Genomic DNA, 21,140 nt, shown 5'->3' on the forward strand with positions numbered 1-21,140 from the left:
GCAACCACATAGGGCCGGATATTCGCGCAAAGCCTGCGACAACACGTTGGCTCAAAGACGCCCATCGCGATGCCTGAACGTTTGCCCACCTCACGAAGTCGTAAAACCAAGACGCAGACAAACTGCGCTGTAACTACCTACCGTGAGGTTTCCATGAGCGTGACACCCCAAACGGATTTCGCTGGCCACGCGATCCGCCTGACTCTCAATGGCCAAATCCAACAGCTCGATGTGCAGCCGTGGACAACGCTGCTTGACCTGTTGCGCGACCAATTGGACCTGATCGGCACCAAAAAGGGTTGCGATCATGGCCAATGTGGCGCGTGTACTGTGCTGCGCGACGGCAAGCGCATCAATGCATGCCTGACGCTGGCAATCATGTGCGATGGCGCGGAGCTGACCACCATTGAGGGTCTGGCCCAAGGCGATACGTTGCACCCGTTGCAACAGGCCTTCATCAAACATGATGCGTTTCAGTGCGGATATTGCACCCCAGGCCAAATCTGCTCTGCGGTGGGGCTGGCGAACGAAGGCCGCGCTCACAGCTCGGCCGAGATTCAGGAAATGATGAGCGGCAATCTGTGCCGCTGTGGTGCGTACAGCAACATTCTTGCAGCTGTCGAAGAGACCTTGCCGCAATTGCGTGGGCAGCAGCCCGTCGTTCAACACGGAGGGGCTGACGAATGAATCCGTTTAACTACAGCAAACCGCTCGACGTGGCTCAGGCAATCAACTTGTCAGGCCCGGCCACGCGCTTTATTGCGGGCGGCACCAACCTGCTGGATTTGATGAAAGAAAACATCGCACGGCCGGAGCATTTGATCGATATCACCGGGCTGCCCCTGGGTGACGTTCATGACATGCCCAGCGGAGGCCTGTTGATTGGCGCACTGGTAAGCAATGCTGATCTGGCGTGGCACCCGCAAATCGAACTGCGCTATCCCTTGCTTTCCCAGGCGCTGCTCGCTGGGGCATCGCCGCAGTTACGCAACATGGCCACTACTGGCGGCAATCTGTTGCAACGCACCCGTTGTTACTACTTTTATGACGCCACTGTGCCTTGCAACAAGCGCGAACCAGGCAGCGGTTGCCCCGCGCGGGAAGGCTTAAATCGGATTCATGCGATCCTCGGCGCCAGCGACGAGTGCGTCGCCACCCACCCGTCCGACATGTGCGTAGCCTTGTCGGCGCTGGAGGCGGTGGTGCATGTACAGGGCCGTGATGGCGAGCGCACCCTGGCGTTTGCCGACTTCCACCGATTGCCAGGCGATGCCCCCGAGTGCGACAACCAGTTGGCCGACCATGAATTGATCACCGCTGTGGAGCTTCCCGCTGAAAGCTTTGCTGCCCACAGTAGTTATTTGAAAATCCGAGACCGAGCCTCCTATGCCTTTGCGCTGGTGTCTGTCGCCGCCGCGCTGGAAATGGACGGCGACGTCATTCTCGACGCACGGGTGGCGTTAGGTGGCGTGGCGCACAAACCTTGGCGCGATCAAGAGGCAGAAGCGTTGTTGATTGGCGAAGCCGCGACGGTCGAGCATTTCGCTGCATTCGCCGACGCAGTGCTTAAGCACGCACAGCCGCTGGAACACAATGGATTCAAAATTGAACTGGCACGCCGCGCAATCATTCGCGCCCTAGGCGATGCCGCTGCGGGAGGGCACGCCTGATGAACATTACTTCTTCCCCCATGGGTCAGTCGCTGGACCGCGTTGACGGTGTATTAAAGGTTACGGGTCAGGCGCGGTACGCCGGTGAGTTTCCAGAAGCCGGCCTGCTGCACGGTAGCGTGGTGTCCAGCACCATCGCTAAAGGTCGGGTAGTGAGCATTGACGCCTCAGCAGCACTGAAGGTGCCAGGTGTGGCGAGGGTTCTCGACCATCGCAATCGACCTATGCTCGCCAGTTACGACAAGGATTACGACGACGCTGACGCCGCCGAGGGCTCGCCGTTTCGCCCGCTGTATAACGACCGTGTCCTTTACAGTGGCCAGCCATTGGCCTTGGTGATCGCCGATACCCTTGAGCTGGCGCGCTATGCCGGTTCGTTGATCCGCATCGAATACGCCTACGAACCGCACGAAACCGATCTGCTGGCCGAGCAAGACGAGGCGCATACCGCGCCCGCCGAAACGCCCAAGCCACGCGGCAATTTCAAGGCAGAGCTGGCCGGTGCAGCACTGAGCATCGATGTTCACTACAGCACGCCGAACGAGTACCACAACCCAATGGAGCCCCACGCCTCGACGGTGCTTTACCGAGCTGATGGCAGCTTGCAGATTCACGACAAAACCCAAGGCCTGCAAAACTGCCAGAGCTACGTGCAAAAAGTCTTTGGGCTGGAAAAGGACCAGGTACGGATCCTGGCGGCGTTTGTCGGGGGCGCTTTTGGCTCTGGTTTGCGCCCGCAATATCAGCTGCCGTTGGCGGTGATGGCGGCGTTGGAGCTCAAGCGTTCCGTGCGCGTGACCCTGACTCGCCAGCAGATGTTTACCTTTGGTTATCGTCCGCGCACGTTGCAGCGCTTACGGTTGGGCGCTGCAGCCAATGGCCGGTTGGTAGCGGTGGGACACGATGCAATCGGCCAGACCTCGCGGTTCGAGGATTTCACCGAGCATGTGGTGGAATGGAGCGGCATGCTCTACGCCTGCGACAACGTTGAGTTGACCTACAAGCTGGCGCCGCTGGACGTCTATACCCCGCTGGATATGCGCGCCCCCGGTGCTGCGTTAGGCGTCAACGGTCTTGAATGCGCCATGGACGAGCTGGCATGTGCGCTGGCCATCGACCCGGTACAGCTGCGCTTGGTCAACTTTGCTGAGCGCAATGGTAACGAAGACAAACCCTATTCCAGTAAAGAGCTGCGAGCGTGTTATGCCCAGGGCGCGGAGCGCTTCGGTTGGGATCAGCGTAATCCCGAACCCCGCAGCATGCGCAACGGTCGGCAACTGATCGGTTGGGGAATGGCGGGCGGTGTCTGGGAGTCAATGCAAATGAAGGCCAGTGCCAAGGCGCAGATTGACGCTGACGGCAGATTGACCGTTAGCAGCGCAACCACTGACATTGGCACTGGCACCTACACCGTCATGACTCAAATCGCGGCGGCCAGCGCCGGGGTGGCGCTGGAAAACGTTACGTTTGTATTGGGTGATTCATCGCTGCCCACGGCGCCTCTGCAAGGTGGCTCATTCACCGTCTCATCAGTAGGCACGGCGGTGCAGCAAGCGTGTGAGGCACTTCGAGAAAAGCTGTTGGAAGCGGCTCGCGGTGTCAATCCGGCGTTGGCGTTGATAGCGGCAGACCAAGTGACGACCGCTGAGGGTTATTTGCACTGGGGTGAGCAGCGGCTTTCACTGGCGGAGGTCGTGCGCAGCCTCCCCGGACAACAGGTGGAGGTTCTGGTCGACGCCAAACCTGACGAAAAAAAGCGTAAGCCTTATGCCACGGCGACGCATTCGGCGGTGTTCGTCGAGGTCCAGGTGGATGAAGACTTGGGTACCGTGAATGTCAGTCGAGTGGTCAGTGCCATTGCGGCCGGGCAAGTGATCAACCTGAAGCTGGCGCGCAGCCAGATTCTCGGAGGCGTGGTCTGGGGCATCGGCATGGCGTTGCATGAAGAGGCGCAGACCGACCACACCCTGGGGCGCACCATGAACCACAGCCTGGCCGAATACCACATCCCGGTGAACGCGGATATCGGTCATATAGAGGTGATATTCGTTGAAGAAAATGACGACATCGTCAATGCGCTGGGTTCCAAAGGAGTCGGTGAAATCGGGATCTGTGGTGTCGCCGCCGCCGTGGCGAACGCCATCTACCACGCCACCGGCAAGCGGATTCGCGACTTCCCGATCACCTTGGATAAGTTGATTTAAAGGATGCCCCACACGCGTTATGCCTTTCGCCAACAAGTTGTTTCATGTCGCTAGGGTGCAAGCGCAGGTCGCATAGAGGCGTTTTGTTTGCGGGGCTGCTGGTTAATTTGGTACGACACGGCAACATTCGATTGCCGCGCTGCACATAAAAGATCAGTCAACCCGAGGGAGCACGCATGAAGAGATTTATCCGTCATATCGGTTGTGGTGTGTTGATGCTGAGCAGTACCGCGTTGATGGCGGCTGAGCCCGCCGCTTGCCAGAATGTGCGCATGGGCGTGGTCAACTGGACGGATGTAATTGCCACGAGTGCTGTGGCTGAAGTGCTGCTCCAGAACATGGGTTATCAGGTCAAACAAACCAGCGCGGCGCAACAAATCGTATTTGGTGGTATGCGGGACGGGCGGCTGGATGTGTTCCTTGGCTACTGGAAACCGGCCATGGATAAAAATATCGCACCGTTTATCGCGGCTAATCAGGTGAAGGTGCTCGAAAAACCGAGCATGAATGATGCTCAGGCGACTCTCGCGGTGCCCGATTATGTGGCTGCGGGTGGTCTCAAAACCTTCGCCGATATCGCCAAGTTCAAAGACAAACTCGGTGGCAAAATTTACGGCATCGAGCCTGGCACCGGTGCCAACTCCACCATCAAAGCCATGATCGACAGCAACCAGTTCGGCCTCGGTGGTTTTCAGCTGGTCGAATCGGGTGAAGCCGGCATGCTGGCGGCCGTGTCGCGGGCGATCAAGCGCAATGAGTGGGTGGTGTTCGTCGGCTGGACGCCGCATCCCATGAACATCAACATGAAAATCGCTTACTTAACGGGCAGTGAAGACGTGTTCGGCCCAAATGAAGGCGCCGCTACCGTGTCGGTCGTCACGGCACCGGATTACGCCCAGCGTTGCCCTAACGTCAGCCGCCTGCTGAGCAATCTGACGTTCAACGCCGCGCAGGAAAGCCAGTTGATGGTGCCGATAATGGACCGCAAAGCGCCAAACGACGTGGCCAAGCAGTGGCTGCGTGATCACCCTGAAGACGTGCAACGCTGGTTGGCCGGTGTCACCACGTTCGACGGTAAAGACGCGGCCAAAAACCTGCAACTTAGCCTCAGCCAATAACGCCAACGCCCTCGCAGTTGCCCGGCCCCGCCGTGTTGTTGGGCGGGGCTGGAGCTTGCATGATTTCACGCTATATTTTGTCTCCCGCGATGGCCGATTTTATCGCGCAGACCCTCAGTTTTACCGCCACAACCCCTGACATCAACGGCATGCGTGAAGCCTATTCGCGCATGTGCCGCGCCTTTACGCCTGAGCGACCAGCGGGTTTGGACGTTACTGACCTTCCCCTCGCCGAAGTGCCCGTGCGCTGTTACCGGCCTTTGGGTACAGCGCCCGCAAATGGCTGGCCGTGCGTGGTGTATTTGCACGGGGGTGGCTGGGTGGTGGGCGATCTGGAGTCTCACGATTTTTTGACCAGCGCGTTAGCGTCAGATTTGGGCGCAGTAGTTATCGCGGTGGATTACCGTTTGGCTCCGGAGTTTCCATTCCCGGCGGCGTTCGATGATTGCCTAGCCGTGTGGCGGGGTATCCAGCAACAGGCGAGCCGCTTGTTTATCGACCCGCAACGGGTGGGGATTGCCGGGGACAGCGCGGGCGGTAACCTGGCAGCGGCGCTCTGTTTAGCGTTGCGTGATAGCGGTGAACCTCAGCCCAAAGGACAAGCATTGCTGTATCCGGGGTTGGGCGGGGCATCGGACTTGCCGTCACGTAGCGAGTGTGCAGACGCGCCGTTGTTGAGCAATAGCGATCTGGAATGTTATCGAGCGCTGTACTTGACCCATCGTCATCAGGAAAAACTGCCCTACACGATGCCGTTGATGGCCAGCGATTTCAGCGGATTGGCCCCGGCATTCATAGCTTCGGCTCAATACGATCCGTTGCGGGATGACGGCGTTTACTACCACCAGGCACTGACTGATGCGCAGGTGCCCAGCGAGTTTTATCTGGGTGCCGGCTTGGTCCACGGTTGCTTACGGGCTAAAGGCAAGGCAGAAGAAGTGGATGCGTTGTATGGAAAGCTGTTAGCGGCTCTGCGTAAATTCTTGGTGTAAAGCCAAAATTCCCTGTAGGAGGGTCCGCCACATCTTCGACGCTGCGCTGTCGCGCAGCAAACTGGTTGGCACTTTGTGTGGTTTGAGGTTGCAGCGTGTCAGGACTGAAGCCTTCCCGAATAAATTCGGTCCCACAGTTTTTGGCGCTGCACAGATTTTTGTAGGAGCTGCCGAAGGCTGCGATTAGTCCGAGGACCTTCGCCAACAAGTTGGCTCCAGATGGTCGCCCGCCTGTAGATCGCCCGTGAATTGAATATCAAATTACGGAAAGAGGCCCCGTGAAACCATGCGGCCGAACGCCGGAGCGAGGGCCCGCATGGTGGGGCAAGCCCTTTTGGCGGGACCTTTTTGCGGTTCGGCGTTCCGACGTTTGAAAAAGGTTCCTCGCTGTAAAAGCGAAACCATAAGCTCAGCAACCACAAAGGCCGGATATACACGCCAAACCCAGCGCCAACCCATTGTTTTCAAAAGATTAAAAAGTAGTTTGATAAGAGCCAACGTGTTGGCGAGGCGGTGTATCAGGCATACCGCGTTATGCCCTTCGCCAACACGTTGGCTCCTTGGTTTTTACCCGTCCTAAACCGCCGCTTTTTCCTGCTCCACAACGATGTCCCGCATCCGGTCACGATTAGCCAATGTAGGGAACAGTTTGACCCAGGTTCCAGTCACCACCAGCGTACCGATACCGCCCAGTACCACAGCGGGCACGGTGCCGAACCAGTGGGCGGTCAGGCCCGATTCGAATTCGCCGAGCTGGTTGGACGCGCCAATGAACAAGCCATTCACCGCGCTGACCCGGCCGCGCATTTCGTCGGGGGTTTCGAGCTGAACGAACGAGGCGCGAATGACCATGCTGATCATGTCTGCCGCGCCGAGCACTGCCAGCACTGCCAGCGAAAACCAGAACGACGTCGACAGGCCAAAGGCGATGGTTGCCACGCCGAACACGCCCACTGAGGTGAACATCACACGACCGACATTACGGTCCACTGAGAATCGTGCCAGCCAGAACGACATCAGCAGCGCGCCCACTGCTGGAGCCGAACGCAGCAGGCCAAGGCCCCACGGCCCGGTGAGCAAAATATCTTTGGCGAACACCGGCAGTAGCGCCGTGGCCCCGCCCAGCAGTACTGCGAACAAATCCAGTGAAATCGCGCCGAGAATGTCCGGACGGCTGCGGATAAAGCGAATGCCTGCCAGCAATGAATTTAGGGTTGCTTTACCTGTGTTCAACGGTGTTTGACGCGCAGGCAGGTTAAACATCAGTACGCAGGCAATGATGTACAGCGCCACGGTCGGTCCGTAGACCCAAGAGCTGCCGAAGGCGTACAAAAAGCCGCCGAGAGCGGGCGCAACAATGGTCGCCGATTGCTGAGCCGACTGTGCAGCGGCCACCGCTCGCGGGAACAGCGTATTGGGCACGATGGAAGGCAGCAGCGCCTGAGTCGTTGGCATTTCGAACGAACGGGCCGCGCCGAGTAAAAACGACAGGATGAAGATTATTTCTGGGGTAATGGTGCGGGTGCTGCTGCTGATGAACAGCGCCAGTGCGATCAACGCTTGAGCCGCCTGACAAATCGATGCGACCTTGCGCCGGTCATAACGGTCTGCCACGTGCCCGGTGTGCAGCATGAAAATGACCCGTGGAATGAACTGAACCAGGCCCACAAGCCCCAGGTCCAGTACGTTGCCGGTCAATTGGTAAATGTTCCAGCCGATGGCGACGCTGAGCATCTGAAAGCCGCTGGCGGTGAAAATTCGTGCAAACCAAAACGCCAAAAACGGACGATGGTGACGCAATAGCGTAGCTTCTTGGTTCGGCATTTCGGGTGCGGCCTCGACGGTGACGGGCGAGGTTACCATGTGCTTTGTAACATTTGTTTGCGTCAGTGATAGTTGTCGTACCTCTTGTCACGAAGTGAGACAACTCGCCACGCGACAATCAACCGCACAGTTCAAGCCCCGAAATAGGTCTACTCTTTGATCCATGGTTGATCTGGATCAAGGTGTCGCACGGCGCTTTATTCCAGGTCTTCTGCAATCCTGCGTCGCGAAATTATTACAGAAAAATTCCAACACCCAGCACTCATATCTGTGGGGGCAGTTGGTGCTGACCTTGGTCAGTCGCCACAATCACCTGATTAGAGGAAGACCTATGTTCGGTTTGGAGGCAATTGATCTCGCCCGAATTCAGTTCGCATTCACCATTTCGTTTCACATCCTGTTCCCTGCCATCACCATTGGTTTGGCAAGTTACCTGGCGGTACTCGAAGGGTTGTGGCTGAAGACCAAGAACGATGTATACCGAGATCTGTACCACTTCTGGTCGAAAGTTTTTGCGGTTAACTTCGGCATGGGCGTGGTCTCTGGGCTGGTGATGGCCTATCAGTTCGGTACCAACTGGAGCCGGTTCTCTGACTTCGCCGGTTCCGTCACTGGTCCGCTGCTGACCTATGAGGTGTTGACTGCGTTCTTCCTGGAAGCTGGTTTCCTTGGGGTCATGCTCTTCGGCTGGAACAAGGTCGGGCGTAATTTACACTTCTTCTCCACCGTCATGGTCGCTATCGGCACCCTGATTTCGACATTCTGGATTTTGGCGTCCAACAGTTGGATGCAAACGCCCCAGGGTTTTGAAATAGTCGACGGCCGAGTGATCCCGGTGGATTGGCTGGCGGTGATTTTCAACCCGTCGTTCCCGTACCGCTTGGCGCACATGGCCACTGCGGCGTTTGTCGCCACCGCCTTCTTTGTCGGATCCTCTGCTGCTTGGCACCTGTTGCGTGGTCGCGATACCCCGCAAATCCGCACGATGTTGTCCATGGCAATGTGGATGGCGCTGGTGGTCGCGCCAATACAAGCGGTGATCGGCGATTTCCACGGCCTTAATACGTTGAAGTATCAACCGGCTAAAATCGCCGCGATTGAAGGCCACTGGGAAAACGATGGCGACAAGCCTACCCCGTTGATCCTGTTCGGTCTGCCGGACATGAAAGCCGAGAAAACCAAATACGCTGTAGAAATCCCCTACTTGGGCAGCTTGATCCTGACGCACACCTTGACCGAGCAAGTGCCAGCGCTCAAGAGCTTCAAGCCTGAAGATCGGCCTAATTCGACCATTGTGTTCTGGTCGTTCAGGGTCATGGTTGGCTTGGGCTTCCTGATGATTTTCACCGGGTTGTGGAGCCTCTGGCTGCGGATGCGCGGCAAGCTCTATCAATCCCGAGCGTTCTTGTACATGGCGTTGTGGATGGGGCCATCGGGGTTGATCGCAATGTTGGCCGGTTGGTTCACCACTGAAATCGGGCGCCAGCCATGGGTGGTTTACGGCCTGCTACGCACCGCAGATGCGTCTTCCGGGCATAGCTTCGGGCAGATGAGCCTGACGCTGGGCTTGTTTGTGGTGGTCTACTTCACGCTGTTCGGTGTGGGTCTGGGTTACATGATGCGTTTGGTGCGCAAAGGTCCGATCAACAACGAAGGCAAGGAACAGAAGCACGGCGGTCCTGGCCAGAAACGTACGCCTGCTCGTCCACTCTCCGCTGCCGTTGAAGGCTCCGAAGACGGCGACCCACACGACAGCCTGAGCAAGGGGAACTGAGTCATGGGTATTGATCTTCCGCTGATTTGGGCCGTAATCATCATCTTCGGCATCATGATGTACGTGGTTATGGATGGCTTCGACTTGGGCATCGGGATTCTTTTCCCGTTCATCAAGGACGATTCTGAGCGTGACGTGATGATGAACACGGTCGCGCCGGTGTGGGACGGTAATGAAACCTGGCTGGTATTGGGCGGCGCGGCGCTGTTTGGCGCGTTCCCGCTGGCCTATGCGGTCGTATTGTCGGCGCTGTACTTGCCGCTGATTCTGATGCTGATTGGTTTGATCTTTCGCGGCGTGGCCTTCGAGTTTCGCTTCAAGGCCAAGGCTGAGAAACGTCATTTGTGGGACATGGCGTTTATCGGTGGCTCGCTGACGGCTACGTTCTTTCAGGGCGTCGCGCTGGGGGCCTTTATTGACGGTATTCCGGTGGTCAATCGACAGTTTTCCGGTGGCTCATTGGATTGGCTGACGCCGTTTACGCTGTTTTGCGGGGTGGCGCTGATCGTTGCGTATGCGCTGCTGGGCTGCACGTGGTTGATCATGAAGACTGAAGGCAAGCTGCAAAAGCAGATGCATGATTTGGCGCGACCGTTGGCGTTGGTGGTGTTGGCCGTGACGGGCGTTGTCAGTATCTGGACACCTCTGGCCCATGCCGAAATCGCCCACCGTTGGTTCAGCCTGCCGAACCTGTTCTGGTTCTTGCCAGTGCCAGTGTTGGTGCTGGTCACGATGTACGGTTTGTTTAAAGCGGTGGCTCGGAACGCTCACTACACGCCTTTTCTGTTGACGCTGGTGTTGATCTTTCTCGGCTATAGCGGTTTGGGGATTAGCCTGTGGCCGCATATCGTGCCGCCGTCGATCACCATTTGGGACGCCGCCGCGCCGCCGCAAAGCCAAGGCTTTATGTTGGTGGGCACGCTGTTCATCATCCCGTTCATTCTGGGTTACACGTTCTGGAGCTACTACGTGTTCCGCGGCAAGGTGACTCACGAAGACGGTTATCACTAGGGGGGATGCGCTGATGGCTAGCAAAGGGTCTGTTCACGAACCAGACCCGGCCCTGAAAAAGCCGATGTGGCAGCGGGTCGGGTGGTTGATTGTGATTTACGTCGGCAGCGTAACAGCGCTGGGCATTGTCGCCTACGGCATGCGCTTGTTCATGAACGCAGCGGGGTTGACCAGTCATTAGGTGGTAACCCCACGACCCTGTAGATACCGTCTTGTTGGCGAAGCGCTCGATGCTGCGGTGTGGCAGAAAAGCTTCCCGAATTAATGCGGTCCCACAGGGTTTTACGATTGTCTGTGAGGCCGAATTCGTTCGGAAGGGCGCAGCAGTGCTTCACACAAACCGCGCGATTCACTTCCGCGCTTTAAGCACCATGAACTTTGGCGTAATCGCAATTTGCTCCACACCGCGAAATAATTTCGCCAGTTTGCTGTGATAGCCCAGATGCCGATTGCCGACGATGTACAGCGCGCCGCCAACCACCAGCGCGTCACGGGCCTGCTGGAACATGCGCCATGCCAAGAAGTCGCCAACAACTTGTTGTTGGTGGAACGGTGGGTTGCACAGCACCACGTCCAATGAGTCAGTCTCTTGGCCCGCCAGTCCATCCGCCGCTCGCACGATGACCTCCCGCTCCCCCAATACGGCCTGCCAATTTTCTTGCGCAGACTGCACCGCCATGAACGATTCATCCACCAATGTGTAATGCGCCTGCGGATTGCTCAGTGCGCTGGCAATCGCCAACACCCCATTGCCGCAGCCTACATCCGCGACACGTGCGCAGCCGAGGTCGGTCGGCAGATAAGGCAGAAATGCCCGTGTGCCAATGTCCAGCCCTTCGCGGCAAAACACGTTGGCGTGGTTGAGCAATTCGATGGCAGGCTCATCGAGGGTGTAGCGGGTAGGGTAGGGCGACGGCTGCACGCTCTTGAGTGCGGGCGTGGCAAATAATAAGCGCGCTTTTTTCACTGCCAGTGAGGCACTTACCGTCCCGACGTATTCCTCCAGCAACTCACCCGCAGCACGGGGTAAATGCTTCACCATGGCGGCGGCCACCACTTGGGCACCTGGCGCCAAGTGGCCTTGCAAGCGAATCAGCTGTTCTTCGAGCAAGGCCAGCGTTTTCGGTACGCGGATCAGCACCCAGTCAAACGACCCGGTAAATGACTCGTTTGCCGGAATCATGGGCACGGCGTTGAAGGGCTGGCCATTGCGTACCAGATTTTTTTCCAAACCTTGCAGCGCTAAAAATGAATCGCTGCTGCTGACCACCGCTGCATGGGTGGCCAAACTGGCGGCCAACGCGCCAAAACTGTCGTTGAGCACCAACACTCGGCTGCCCAATGTCAGCCCTTGTTCCGCAACATAACTGAGCAGGTATTCATCCGCAGCATCGAACGCCTGCAAAGGCTCATTCGGCTGGTCAGGCTGGCGGATGAGGTCGAGCTGAGCAAAGCGGCTGTTAAGCAGGGGCATGGGAAAAAAAACTCTGGTTCGGCGTTATTGCACGAACGCCACTGTTTATGGCGCTCGCAGAAGTTGCCGATTTTACGTGTTTTTCGCTCAATGGCCTCTGGTTTTACTCCTCGCTCTAAAACGCTTAAAGAACGCCGCACATGAACGCTTGCGCCACGGCGCCGGTTTTGTTGGCTGCGCCCAGCTTTTTAATCGCATTGCTGATATGAAAACGCACGGTGCGTTCTTTCAAATTGAGAATCGCGCTGATTTCGACTGCAGTCTTGCCGGCAGCGGACCATCTGAGGACGTCCGTTTCCCTGAGCGACAGCGACAGGTGATTGAGGTCCGTGGTCTGGGGTACATATCGTTTGTGCGTGATGGTGTGGAGCAAGTCGCTCAGCCACACGATCTGCTCGGCCTTGTCGACCTGTTTCGCCGAGGACGTAACGTCGTGGGTGCGGGCTTGAACCAGCATTCGTTCAATACCGTTAAGCGCCTGAATAGACTGTGTCCAGCCTTCGGGTTGTATGTAGGAAGGGGCATATTCACGGACTGTTTCATCAACAGCGGAGATCAAACCCTGTACCTCTTCTGCATTCCAGGTTTGCATTTTGAATGTCCGTACTCGTTGTAGGCATTTCAAGTGTAGAAAAAACCTGTCGGGAAAAGAGGGGATAGTTAGATGATTTACCTATGGCGTCTGAACGCTTTTGATTTAAAAGCCACTACAAACCGACGGTGTTTATCGACCGGACTTTGCGGGACACTGATGCACAACGTCCCGCCACAGGAGCCAGAAGCGCACATGACTGCCAGCGCAGAAAAATTTACCCGTCAGACGCTGCTCAACGTCACGCCATTGACGCCTAGCCTGTTCACATTGCGCACTACGCGCGATCCCGGCTTTCGATTCAGTGCGGGCCAATTCGCCCGCCTGGGGGTCGCCAAAGCCGACGGCAGCGTTGTGTGGCGGGCGTATTCGATGGTGTCGTCGCCCCACGATGAGTTCCTGGAGTTCTTTTCTATCGTCGTACCGGACGGGGAGTTCACCAGCGAGCTCAGCCGGTTGCGCGAAGGCGACACGCTGCTGATTGACCGCCAGGCGTTTGGGTACCTGACCCTTGACCGGTTCGCCGATGGACGGGATCTGTGGCTGTTATCCACCGGCACCGGGGTCGCGCCATTCCTTTCGATTCTTCAAGATTTTGAGGTGTGGGAGAAATTCGAGCGCATCATTCTGGTGTACAGCGTGCGCGAAAGTGGTGAATTGGCTTACCAGTCCTTGATCGCCGGGCTGAATGAGCGGGACTATTTGGCCGACTATGCAGGGAAATTGCTGTTTCTGCCGACGGTGACCCGTGAGCAGCATCCCGGGGCACTAAATGGGCGTATCACGCAATTGATCGAAAACGGTGAGCTGGAGAAAGCCGCTGGCATAGCGCTGACCCCGGAGCACTCGCGCGTCATGTTGTGCGGTAACCCGCAGATGATCGAAGACACCCGAACCCTGCTTAAGCAGCGGGATATGCAACTCAGCCTGAGCCGCCGACCGGGGCAAGTGGCGGTCGAGACCTACTGGTAAATCCGGTGCATCACGGTAGCGCCCGTTCGAGCGCGGTAACCGTGAGGTATCTATCAACCCAGGCGGGTCGGATCGGCAAGGATGCTTTCCAGTGGCCGCTCATTCTGCACTTTCAACAAATCACGAATTTCACCCAGTAGCACTTCTTCCGACGTGGGCGCCGGTGGCAGCGTAGGTGCGACCGCCTCTTGGCGCTTGAGGCGGTTGATGGCCTTGACGCCCATAAAAATTGCAAACGCCACGATCAAGAAGTCGATGATCGACTGGATGAACTTACCGTACGAAAGCATCACGGCGGGCAGCGCACCCTCGGCAGGGCGCAGGGTCACGGCCAAATCGCTGAAGTCCACCCCGCCAATCAACAGCCCAAGGGGCGGCATGACCACATCGCCGACGAACGACGAAACGATTTTGCCAAAGGCTGCGCCAATAATGATCCCGACAGCCATGTCGACCACATTGCCTTTGACGGCGAAGGCCTTGAACTCGCTAAGGACGCTCATGAGTTTGTTCCTTTTACAGATGAGTGATTCGAAAGTGTAAGACAGGTCTGCGTATCGTGCTTTTGCGACCTAGCAGTCGACAGGGTTTTCGCCGGTAAGTTTTATCCGAGCGGTATCGCTGCGCCGGCTGGTCGGCGATCCGCAGCGGTACAAACCTGCGTTATGATTGTTCCCTTTTTACGACTGGGGTGGTTATGGCCAAGGCTAAGCGCATGTATGGCTGCACGGAGTGCGGGGCGACTTTTCCGAAATGGGCTGGCCAGTGCGGCGAATGCGGCGCCTGGAACACCTTGGTCGAAACGATGCTTGAAAATGGTGCCGCCACGCCACCCAGCGGACGTACCGGCTGGACCGGGCAAAAAGCACAGATCAGAACCTTGGCCGAAGTCAGCGTCGAGGAGATGCCGCGATTTACCACTAACTCCACCGAACTCGACCGGGTACTCGGCGGCGGTTTGGTGGACGGCTCGGTGGTGCTGATCGGCGGCGATCCGGGCATCGGTAAATCCACCATTCTGTTGCAAACCCTTTGCGCGCTGGCTGAGCAAATGCCCGCGCTGTACGTCACCGGCGAAGAATCGCAGCAGCAAGTTGCCATGCGCGCTCGTCGTTTGGGGCTGGCGCAAGACAAACTTCGGGTCATGACCGAAACCTGTATTGAAACCATTATCGCCACGGCGCGCATCGAACAGCCCAAGGTCATGGTCATCGACTCGATCCAGACCATTTACACCGAACAATTGCAGTCCGCGCCGGGCGGCGTGTCACAAGTGCGTGAAAGCGCGGCGTTGCTGGTGCGCTACGCCAAACAAAGCGGTACCGCGATTTTCCTCGTGGGTCACGTCACCAAAGAAGGCGCACTGGCCGGGCCGCGTGTTCTGGAACACATGGTCGACACCGTGTTGTATTTCGAAGGCGAGTCAGACGGTCGTCTGCGCCTGCTGCGCGCGGTAAAGAATCGGTTTGGTGCGGTCAATGAGTTGGGCGTGTTTGGCATGACCGACAAAGGCTTGAAAGAAGTCTCCAACCCCTCGGCAATTTTCCTGACGCGTGCCGAAGAAGAAGTGCCCGGCAGCGTGGTGATGGCGACGTGGGAAGGCACTCGGCCGATGCTGGTGGAGGTTCAGGCGTTGGTGGATGACAGCCATTTGGCCAATCCACGTCGGGTCACTCTCGGCCTGGACCAGAATCGTCTGGCCATGTTGCTCGCAGTCTTGCATCGCCACGGCGGTATTCCTACCCATGATCAGGATGTGTTTCTGAACGTGGTCGGCGGCGTGAAAGTATTGGAAACGGCGTCGGATCTGGCGCTGATGGCGGCTGTTATCTCCAGCCTGCGTAACCGGCCGCTGCCCCACGACCTGCTGGTGTTCGGAGAAATCGGCCTGTCAGGCGAAGTCCGCCCGGTGCCGAGCGGTCAAGAGCGTTTGAAAGAAGCGGCCAAGCATGGCTTCAAGCGGGCTATCGTGCCCAAAGGCAATGCACCCAAAGAAGCGCCGGCAGGGCTGCAAGTGATTGCAGTCACCCGACTTGAGCAGGCGTTGGACGCCTTGTTCGAGTGATTGAAAAGACGTTGGCTCACGTCTGTTCGTAAATCAGGTGTGCGCTGCGAATCTTATTCGCCGAAATACGGGGCCGATTGAGGGGCCAGGATAGAGTGATGCCGAACATCACTCTTCCACTAACGCGCGCATTTCGCGCTCCAACTCTGCCATGTCGCCCAGATTCAACTCGATCAGCCGGCGCAAATGGCTGATCGAATCCAGACCGATGTGCAGACAGACAAACCCCAGCTGTTTGTTCGCTTCATGGCTTAACTCAACATCCATGTGGACATCGACGTCTTCGCTCAAGTGAATCGTGACGCCGAAGGGCCGCTCCGGGTCGCCGAGCCAAGGCGTCGGACACTGGATCAGTAAGCCTTTGAGGGACAGGTCGGTGAGCTGCACAAGCCAGCGATTCTGGCCTTGACTGAGTTCGGTTTTTGCATCGAAAGCGAAGCGTTTGAAGCGTCGGCGGTCCGCGTGGGAGTCGGTCATGATGTTGTCCTCTGATGCGCTGACTATAGCTTCATACGCTGCGCAGTACGTGTGAACATTTTCTCCCGGCGACTCGTTGAGGCGTTTAGTTCGCGTTTCGTCGGCGATATACCGCTCAAGACGATTGTGGGGGATGGCCTTTCGCGCTGGTGGGGCTAAACTCCGTGGGCTGTTCTTCTAGTCCACTCAGCTGGAAAATAAAAAAAATGAAAAACAATAATAGCCTGCTGCGTCATGTGCCCTGGCTAATCCTCTCGGTCATCGGTGCTTGTGCTCTGGGAGTCGTGGCCTTACGCCGTGGCGAACCCATCAGTGCGTTGTGGATAGTGGTCGCGTCTATCGCGATTTATCTGGTCGCTTATCGTTATTACAGCCTGTTCATCGCCACTAAAGTGATGCAGCTGGATCCCAATCGCGCCACCCCCGCTGTACTCAATAACGATGGTCTGGACTACGTGCCGACCAACAAACACATCCTCTTTGGTCACCACTTTGCCGCCATCGCTGGCGCCGGCCCACTGGTCGGCCCGGTGCTCGCTGCGCAAATGGGTTACTTGCCCGGTACGCTGTGGCTGATTGCTGGCGTGGTCTTGGCCGGTGCGGTGCAGGATTTCATGATCCTGTTCCTGTCCACGCGCCGTAACGGTCGCTCCTTGGGCGAGATGGTGCGCGAAGAAATGGGCGCCATCCCTGGCTCCATCGCGCTGTTCGGTTGCTTCCTGATCATGATCATCATCCTTGCGGTGCTGGCGTTGATCGTCGTCAAAGCATTGGCGGGCAGTCCGTGGGGCATGTTCACGGTACTCGCGACGATCCCGATTGCGATGTTCATGGGCATTTACATGCGCTACATCCGACCGGGCCGAATCGGTGAGATCTCATTGGTTGGCGTGATCTTGCTGTTGGCTTCCATCTGGATGGGCGGGCAAGTCGCTGCTGATCCGATTTGGGCCAAAGCATTTAGCTTCACTGGGGTTCAGATCACCTGGATGTTGGTCGGCTACGGCTTCGTTGCAGCGGTATTGCCGGTTTGGCTGCTGCTGGCACCGCGGGATTACCTGTCTACGTTCTTGAAAATCGGCACCATTCTCGCGTTGGCGATTGGCATTCTGATCATTTCGCCCGAGCTGAAAATGCCGGCGTTGACTCAGTTTACCGACGGCACCGGTCCGGTGTGGAAGGGTGGCTTGTTCCCATTTCTGTTTATCACCATCGCTTGTGGCGCCGTGTCCGGTTTCCACGCGTTGATTTCTTCGGGCACCACGCCCAAGCTGCTGGACAGCGAAGCCAACTCCCGTTACATCGGCTACGGCGCCATGCTCATGGAATCGTTCGTGGCCATCATGGCCATGGTTGCAGCTTCAGTGATTGATCCGGGCGTGTACTTCGCCATGAACAGCCCGGCAGCGATTGTCGGCGGTGACGTGGTAACCGTGGCACAAACCGTCAGCAGTTGGGGTTTTGCGATTACCCCGGACGCGTTGATGGCTGTGGCGAAAGACATCGGTGAAACCACGGTGCTGGCCCGAGCGGGTGGCGCACCCACGTTAGCCGTTGGCATTGCGCAAATTCTGCATAAGGCATTGCCCGGCAAAGACACCATGGCGTTCTGGTATCACTTCGCGATCCTGTTCGAAGCGTTGTTCATTTTGACGGCGGTCGATGCCGGCACCCGTGCCGGTCGCTTTATGCTCCAGGATTTACTCGGCACCATGGTGCCGTCGCTCAAGCGCACTGACTCTTGGCCCGCCAACCTGATCGCCACCGCCGGTTGTGTCGCGATGTGGGGTTATTTGCTGTACCAGGGCGTGATCGATCCATTGGGTGGGATCAACACCTTGTGGCCGTTGTTCGGCATCTCGAACCAGATGCTCGCCGGCATCGCGCTGATGCTCGCCACCGTGGTCCTGATCAAAATGAAGCGTCAGCGCTACATTTGGGTGCCCTTGTTACCAGCGGTTTGGTTGCTGATTTGCACCACCACAGCCGGCTACATCAAGCTGTTCGATCCAAGCCCAGCACTGGGTTTCCTCGCCTTGGCGAGCAAATACAAAACGGCGCTGGACGCGGGTCAGGTACTGGCCCCGGCCACTAGCGTCGACCAGATGCAGCACGTGATTTTCAACGCCTACACCAACGCCACGTTGACAGCGCTGTTCCTGTTCGTGGTATTCGCCATCCTGTTCTACGCGATCAAGGTCGGTGTAGCGGCATGGGGCAGCAAAGAGCGCACCGATAAGGAAGCGCCTTTCCAGGCCATGCCATTGAACACTGGCAAAGCGGGATTCATAGGAGGTGCAACCCATGTTTAATGACCTGAGTCGACTGGGGAAATACCTCGGTCAAGCCGCACGCTTGATGGTAGGCATGCCCGACTACGATAACTACGTCGCGCACATGCAACTGACGCACCCCGACAAACCGATGATGTCCTACGAGGCGTTCTTTCGGGAGCGTCAGGAAGCGCGTTATGGCGGAAAGGGCGGACCCAAGTGCTGTTGAGGCCTTGATTCGCTGCAGGGTTTGATCCAACGCGCCACGCCAGTCGTGGCGCGTTTTTATGTGTAGGAGTACCGATGACCGTTACCACCCCTATTCCGGTTACCGTTCTGAGTGGTTTTCTCGGAGCGGGCAAGACGACATTACTGCGTCATCTGCTCAAGGCTGAACACGGCCTGAAAATCGCAGTTATCGAAAATGAATTCAGCGATGCAGGGATCGACACCCAATTGCTCGGTACCGAGCCCGTGCAAGTCATGACCCTGTCCAACGGCTGCGTGTGCTGCACCATCCACACGGACCTGACCAAAGCGTTGTTCCTGCTGCTTGAACGTCTCGACAGCGGTGAAATTGCCTTCGATCGCTTGGTCATCGAATGCACCGGGCTCGCCGATCCGGCGCCTGTGGCGCAAACCTTCTTCATCGACGAAGAGCTGCGCGAGCGTTACATCCTTGACGGCATCATCACCTTGGTGGACGCCGCCCACGCCGAGCAGCACTTGACCCAAACTATCGCCCAGGCACAGATCGGTTTTGCGGATCGGTTGTTGGTGAGCAAGCGAGATCTGGTGGACGATGCGGCGTTCGAAGCGTTGAGTCTGCGCCTGACGCGAATCAACCGCCGCGCGCCGATTCGTATCGTCGAGCACGGCAACATTGATCTGGCCGAGTTGCTGGACGTGCGCGGCTTCAACCTCAACGCCGACCTTGGCGGCGGCATGAACCTGCGCCCGGTGATGCCAGCGGGCAACTCAATAGATCGCATCACCAGCCTGGTCTTGCGCAGCGATGTCCCATTGGATATCGAAAAACTCAGCGAATTCATGAACGAATTGCTGGAAGAACACGGCAACCAACTGTTGCGCTACAAGGGCGTACTCAGCATCGCCAACGAACCCCGTCGCATGGTGTTCCAAGGCGTGCTGAAGTTGTACGGCTTTGATTGGGACACTGAATGGGCGCAAGACGAAAAGCGCGAAAGCGTCATCGTGTTTATTGCTGATGACTTGCCGGAAGCGAAGATACGGGAAGGGTTTGAGCGGGTGATCGCAGGTTAATTGTAGGAGCCAACGTGTTGGCGAAGGGTTTCGCTGCGGTGTATCAGGCACGACGCCTCGCCAGCACGTTGACCCACAGGTTAGGTATCACCCAGACATAAAAAAGCCCGGCATAAGAGCCGGGCTTTTTTATGCAGCCAGTAACGGGTGTGTTAAGCGCCGTAGACCGGTAGCTTCGCACAGATGGCTTTTACTTTTTCACGTACGGCGTCGATCACGGCTTCATTATTCAGGTCTGCCAGGATGTCGCAGATCCAGCCAGCCAGTTCGATGCACTCTGCTTGCTTGAAGCCACGAGTGGTCACCGCTGGCGTGCCGAAGCGCAGGCCGGAGGTGACGAACGGGGAGCGTGGGTCGTTCGGCACCGAGTTCTTGTTAACGGTAATGAATGCGCGACCCAGTGCAGCGTCGGCGTCTTTGCCGGAGATGTCTTGCTTGATCAGCGACAGCAAAAACAAGTGGTTTTCAGTACCACCGGACACTACGTCGAAGCCGCGTTCAATGAATACGCCGGCCATGGCCTTGGCGTTCTTCACCACTTGTTCCTGGTAGGTCTTGAACTCAGGCTGCAGCGCTTCTTTGAAGCAGACTGCTTTGGCCGCGATCACGTGTTCCAGTGGGCCGCCTTGGGCGCCAGGGAAAACGGCCGAGTTCAACTTCTTCTCGATGTCGGCGTTGGCTTTGGCCAGAATCAGGCCGCCACGTGGACCGCGCAGGGTCTTGTGGGTAGTGGTGGTCACTACGTCAGCGTAAGGAACCGGGTTCGGATAAACGCCCGCTGCCACCAGACCGGCTACGTGAGCCATGTCGACGAACAGGTACGCGCCTACTTTGTCGGCGATTTCGCGGAAGCGTGGGAAATCCAGAATCTGCGAGTAAGCAGAGAAGCCCGCTACGATCATTTTTGGCTGGTGTTCAACGGCCAGGCGCTCGACTTCGTCGTAATCAATCAGGCCATTGCCGTCGATGCCGTACTGCACGGCGTTGTACAGCTTGCCCGACGAACTGACGCTAGCGCCGTGGGTCAAGTGACCGCCGTGGGCCAGGCTCATGCCCAGAATGGTGTCGCCGGCTTGCAGCAATGCCAGGTAAACCGCGCTGTTTGCCTGCGAACCGGCGTGGGGTTGAACGTTGGCGTAATCGGCGCCGAACAGCTCTTTGGCGCGGTCGATAGCCAGTTGCTCAACCACATCGACGAACTCACAGCCGCCATAGTAGCGCTTGCCTGGATAGCCTTCGGCGTACTTGTTGGTCAGTACCGAGCCTTGGGCTTCCATCACCGCAGGGCTGGTGTAGTTTTCCGAGGCGATCAGCTCGATGTGCTCTTCTTGGCGCTGAGCTTCTTGCTCCATTGCGGCGAAGAGATCGGAGTCGTACTTGGCGAGAGTCAAATCACGGCTGAACATGGCG

19 protein-coding genes are annotated in these 21,140 nt (G+C 57.4%); 13 read left to right on the forward strand and 6 right to left on the reverse strand.

The annotated features are described in order from the left end of the window. Window positions 1–153: 153 nt before the first annotated feature. The 5 genes from RHM65_RS09820 to RHM65_RS09840 all read left to right on the forward strand — a co-directional run bounded on the left by RHM65_RS09820 (window position 154) and on the right by RHM65_RS09840 (window position 5,984). Window positions 154–687 (forward strand): (2Fe-2S)-binding protein, encoded by a 534-nt coding sequence (locus RHM65_RS09820; protein ID WP_322184829.1) that lies wholly within the window; start codon window positions 154–156, stop codon window positions 685–687. Further along, window positions 684–1,670, forward strand: a complete 987-nt coding sequence (locus tag RHM65_RS09825) for a xanthine dehydrogenase family protein subunit M (RefSeq protein WP_322166159.1) — start codon at window positions 684–686, stop codon at window positions 1,668–1,670. The genes RHM65_RS09820 and RHM65_RS09825 overlap by 4 nt, the downstream gene beginning before the upstream one ends. Beyond that, window positions 1,670–3,874, forward strand: coding sequence for a xanthine dehydrogenase family protein molybdopterin-binding subunit (locus RHM65_RS09830; RefSeq protein WP_322184831.1), 2,205 nt, complete (start codon window positions 1,670–1,672; stop codon window positions 3,872–3,874). The genes RHM65_RS09825 and RHM65_RS09830 overlap by 1 nt, the downstream gene beginning before the upstream one ends. Before the next feature lie 176 nt (window positions 3,875–4,050). Further along, window positions 4,051–4,992, forward strand: coding sequence for a choline ABC transporter substrate-binding protein (locus RHM65_RS09835; RefSeq protein WP_322166157.1), 942 nt, complete (start codon window positions 4,051–4,053; stop codon window positions 4,990–4,992). A gap of 62 nt (window positions 4,993–5,054) precedes the next feature. Continuing rightward, window positions 5,055–5,984 carry an alpha/beta hydrolase gene (locus RHM65_RS09840; protein WP_322185289.1) on the forward strand — a complete coding sequence of 310 codons (930 nt, stop codon included), beginning with the start codon at window positions 5,055–5,057 and terminating at the stop codon, window positions 5,982–5,984. Window positions 5,985–6,560: 576 nt separating this feature from the next. Here the strand turns inward: RHM65_RS09840 and RHM65_RS09845 are convergent. Continuing rightward, entirely contained in the window at window positions 6,561–7,808 is a 1,248-nt protein-coding gene (locus RHM65_RS09845; RefSeq protein WP_322171160.1) for an MFS transporter, read from the reverse strand. A gap of 331 nt (window positions 7,809–8,139) precedes the next feature. Between RHM65_RS09845 and RHM65_RS09850 the strand changes: the two genes are divergently transcribed. The 3 genes from RHM65_RS09850 to RHM65_RS09860 are packed head-to-tail and all read left to right on the forward strand — an operon-like array spanning window position 8,140 to window position 10,774. Beyond that, window positions 8,140–9,582: a cytochrome ubiquinol oxidase subunit I gene (locus tag RHM65_RS09850; RefSeq protein WP_322166156.1), complete on the forward strand. Its 1,443-nt coding sequence runs from the start codon at window positions 8,140–8,142 to the stop codon at window positions 9,580–9,582. Between the two features lie 3 nt (window positions 9,583–9,585). Next, the gene (cydB, locus tag RHM65_RS09855) at window positions 9,586–10,593 is read left to right on the forward strand and encodes a cytochrome d ubiquinol oxidase subunit II (RefSeq protein WP_322166155.1); all 1,008 of its coding nucleotides are present in this window, start codon (window positions 9,586–9,588) and stop codon (window positions 10,591–10,593) included. 13 nt (window positions 10,594–10,606) lie between these two features. Then, window positions 10,607–10,774 (forward strand): DUF2474 domain-containing protein, encoded by a 168-nt coding sequence (locus RHM65_RS09860; RefSeq protein WP_322166154.1) that lies wholly within the window; start codon window positions 10,607–10,609, stop codon window positions 10,772–10,774. A 168-nt stretch (window positions 10,775–10,942) separates the two neighbouring features. Here RHM65_RS09860 and RHM65_RS09865 read toward each other — a convergent pair whose 3' ends face one another. Then, entirely contained in the window at window positions 10,943–12,067 is a 1,125-nt protein-coding gene (locus tag RHM65_RS09865; protein ID WP_322184833.1) for a methyltransferase, read from the reverse strand. Between the two features lie 124 nt (window positions 12,068–12,191). Further along, a complete protein-coding gene (locus tag RHM65_RS09870; protein WP_322184835.1) occupies window positions 12,192–12,659 on the reverse strand; it encodes a helix-turn-helix transcriptional regulator in 468 nt (155 codons plus the stop codon). A 195-nt stretch (window positions 12,660–12,854) separates the two neighbouring features. Between RHM65_RS09870 and RHM65_RS09875 the strand changes: the two genes are divergently transcribed. Continuing rightward, on the forward strand, window positions 12,855–13,631 hold the full coding sequence (locus RHM65_RS09875; RefSeq protein WP_322184837.1) for a ferredoxin--NADP reductase: 777 nt from the start codon (window positions 12,855–12,857) through the stop codon (window positions 13,629–13,631). A 53-nt stretch (window positions 13,632–13,684) separates the two neighbouring features. Here RHM65_RS09875 and mscL read toward each other — a convergent pair whose 3' ends face one another. Continuing rightward, complete coding sequence (gene mscL / locus RHM65_RS09880) at window positions 13,685–14,134, reverse strand: large-conductance mechanosensitive channel protein MscL (protein ID WP_322166150.1); 450 nt, start codon at window positions 14,132–14,134, stop codon at window positions 13,685–13,687. A 194-nt stretch (window positions 14,135–14,328) separates the two neighbouring features. On the opposite strand from mscL, the gene radA reads away from it, so the two are divergent. Next, a complete protein-coding gene (gene radA, locus RHM65_RS09885; protein WP_322166149.1) occupies window positions 14,329–15,696 on the forward strand; it encodes a DNA repair protein RadA in 1,368 nt (455 codons plus the stop codon). 108 nt (window positions 15,697–15,804) lie between these two features. Here the strand turns inward: radA and RHM65_RS09890 are convergent, their stop codons facing one another. Then, window positions 15,805–16,173: a PilZ domain-containing protein gene (locus RHM65_RS09890; protein WP_322184839.1), complete on the reverse strand. Its 369-nt coding sequence runs from the start codon at window positions 16,171–16,173 to the stop codon at window positions 15,805–15,807. 206 nt (window positions 16,174–16,379) lie between these two features. Between RHM65_RS09890 and RHM65_RS09895 the strand changes: the two genes are divergently transcribed. The 3 genes from RHM65_RS09895 (at window position 16,380) to yjiA (ending at window position 19,730) form a co-directional block, all read left to right on the forward strand. Further along, on the forward strand, window positions 16,380–18,485 hold the full coding sequence (locus RHM65_RS09895) for a carbon starvation CstA family protein (RefSeq protein WP_322184841.1): 2,106 nt from the start codon (window positions 16,380–16,382) through the stop codon (window positions 18,483–18,485). Beyond that, on the forward strand, window positions 18,478–18,675 hold the full coding sequence (locus RHM65_RS09900) for a YbdD/YjiX family protein (protein WP_322166146.1): 198 nt from the start codon (window positions 18,478–18,480) through the stop codon (window positions 18,673–18,675). Before RHM65_RS09895 ends, RHM65_RS09900 begins: the two co-directional genes overlap by 8 nt. Window positions 18,676–18,749: 74 nt before the next feature. After that, window positions 18,750–19,730 carry a GTPase gene (yjiA, locus tag RHM65_RS09905; RefSeq protein WP_322166145.1) on the forward strand — a complete coding sequence of 327 codons (981 nt, stop codon included), beginning with the start codon at window positions 18,750–18,752 and terminating at the stop codon, window positions 19,728–19,730. Window positions 19,731–19,882: 152 nt separating this feature from the next. Here yjiA and glyA read toward each other — a convergent pair whose 3' ends face one another. Then, window positions 19,883–21,136, reverse strand: a complete 1,254-nt coding sequence (gene glyA, locus RHM65_RS09910; RefSeq protein WP_322184843.1) for a serine hydroxymethyltransferase — start codon at window positions 21,134–21,136, stop codon at window positions 19,883–19,885. Window positions 21,137–21,140 lie beyond the last annotated feature (4 nt).

Origin of the sequence: Pseudomonas sp. CCI4.2 (assembly GCF_034350045.1) — a bacterium.
GTDB lineage: Bacteria > Pseudomonadota > Gammaproteobacteria > Pseudomonadales > Pseudomonadaceae > Aquipseudomonas.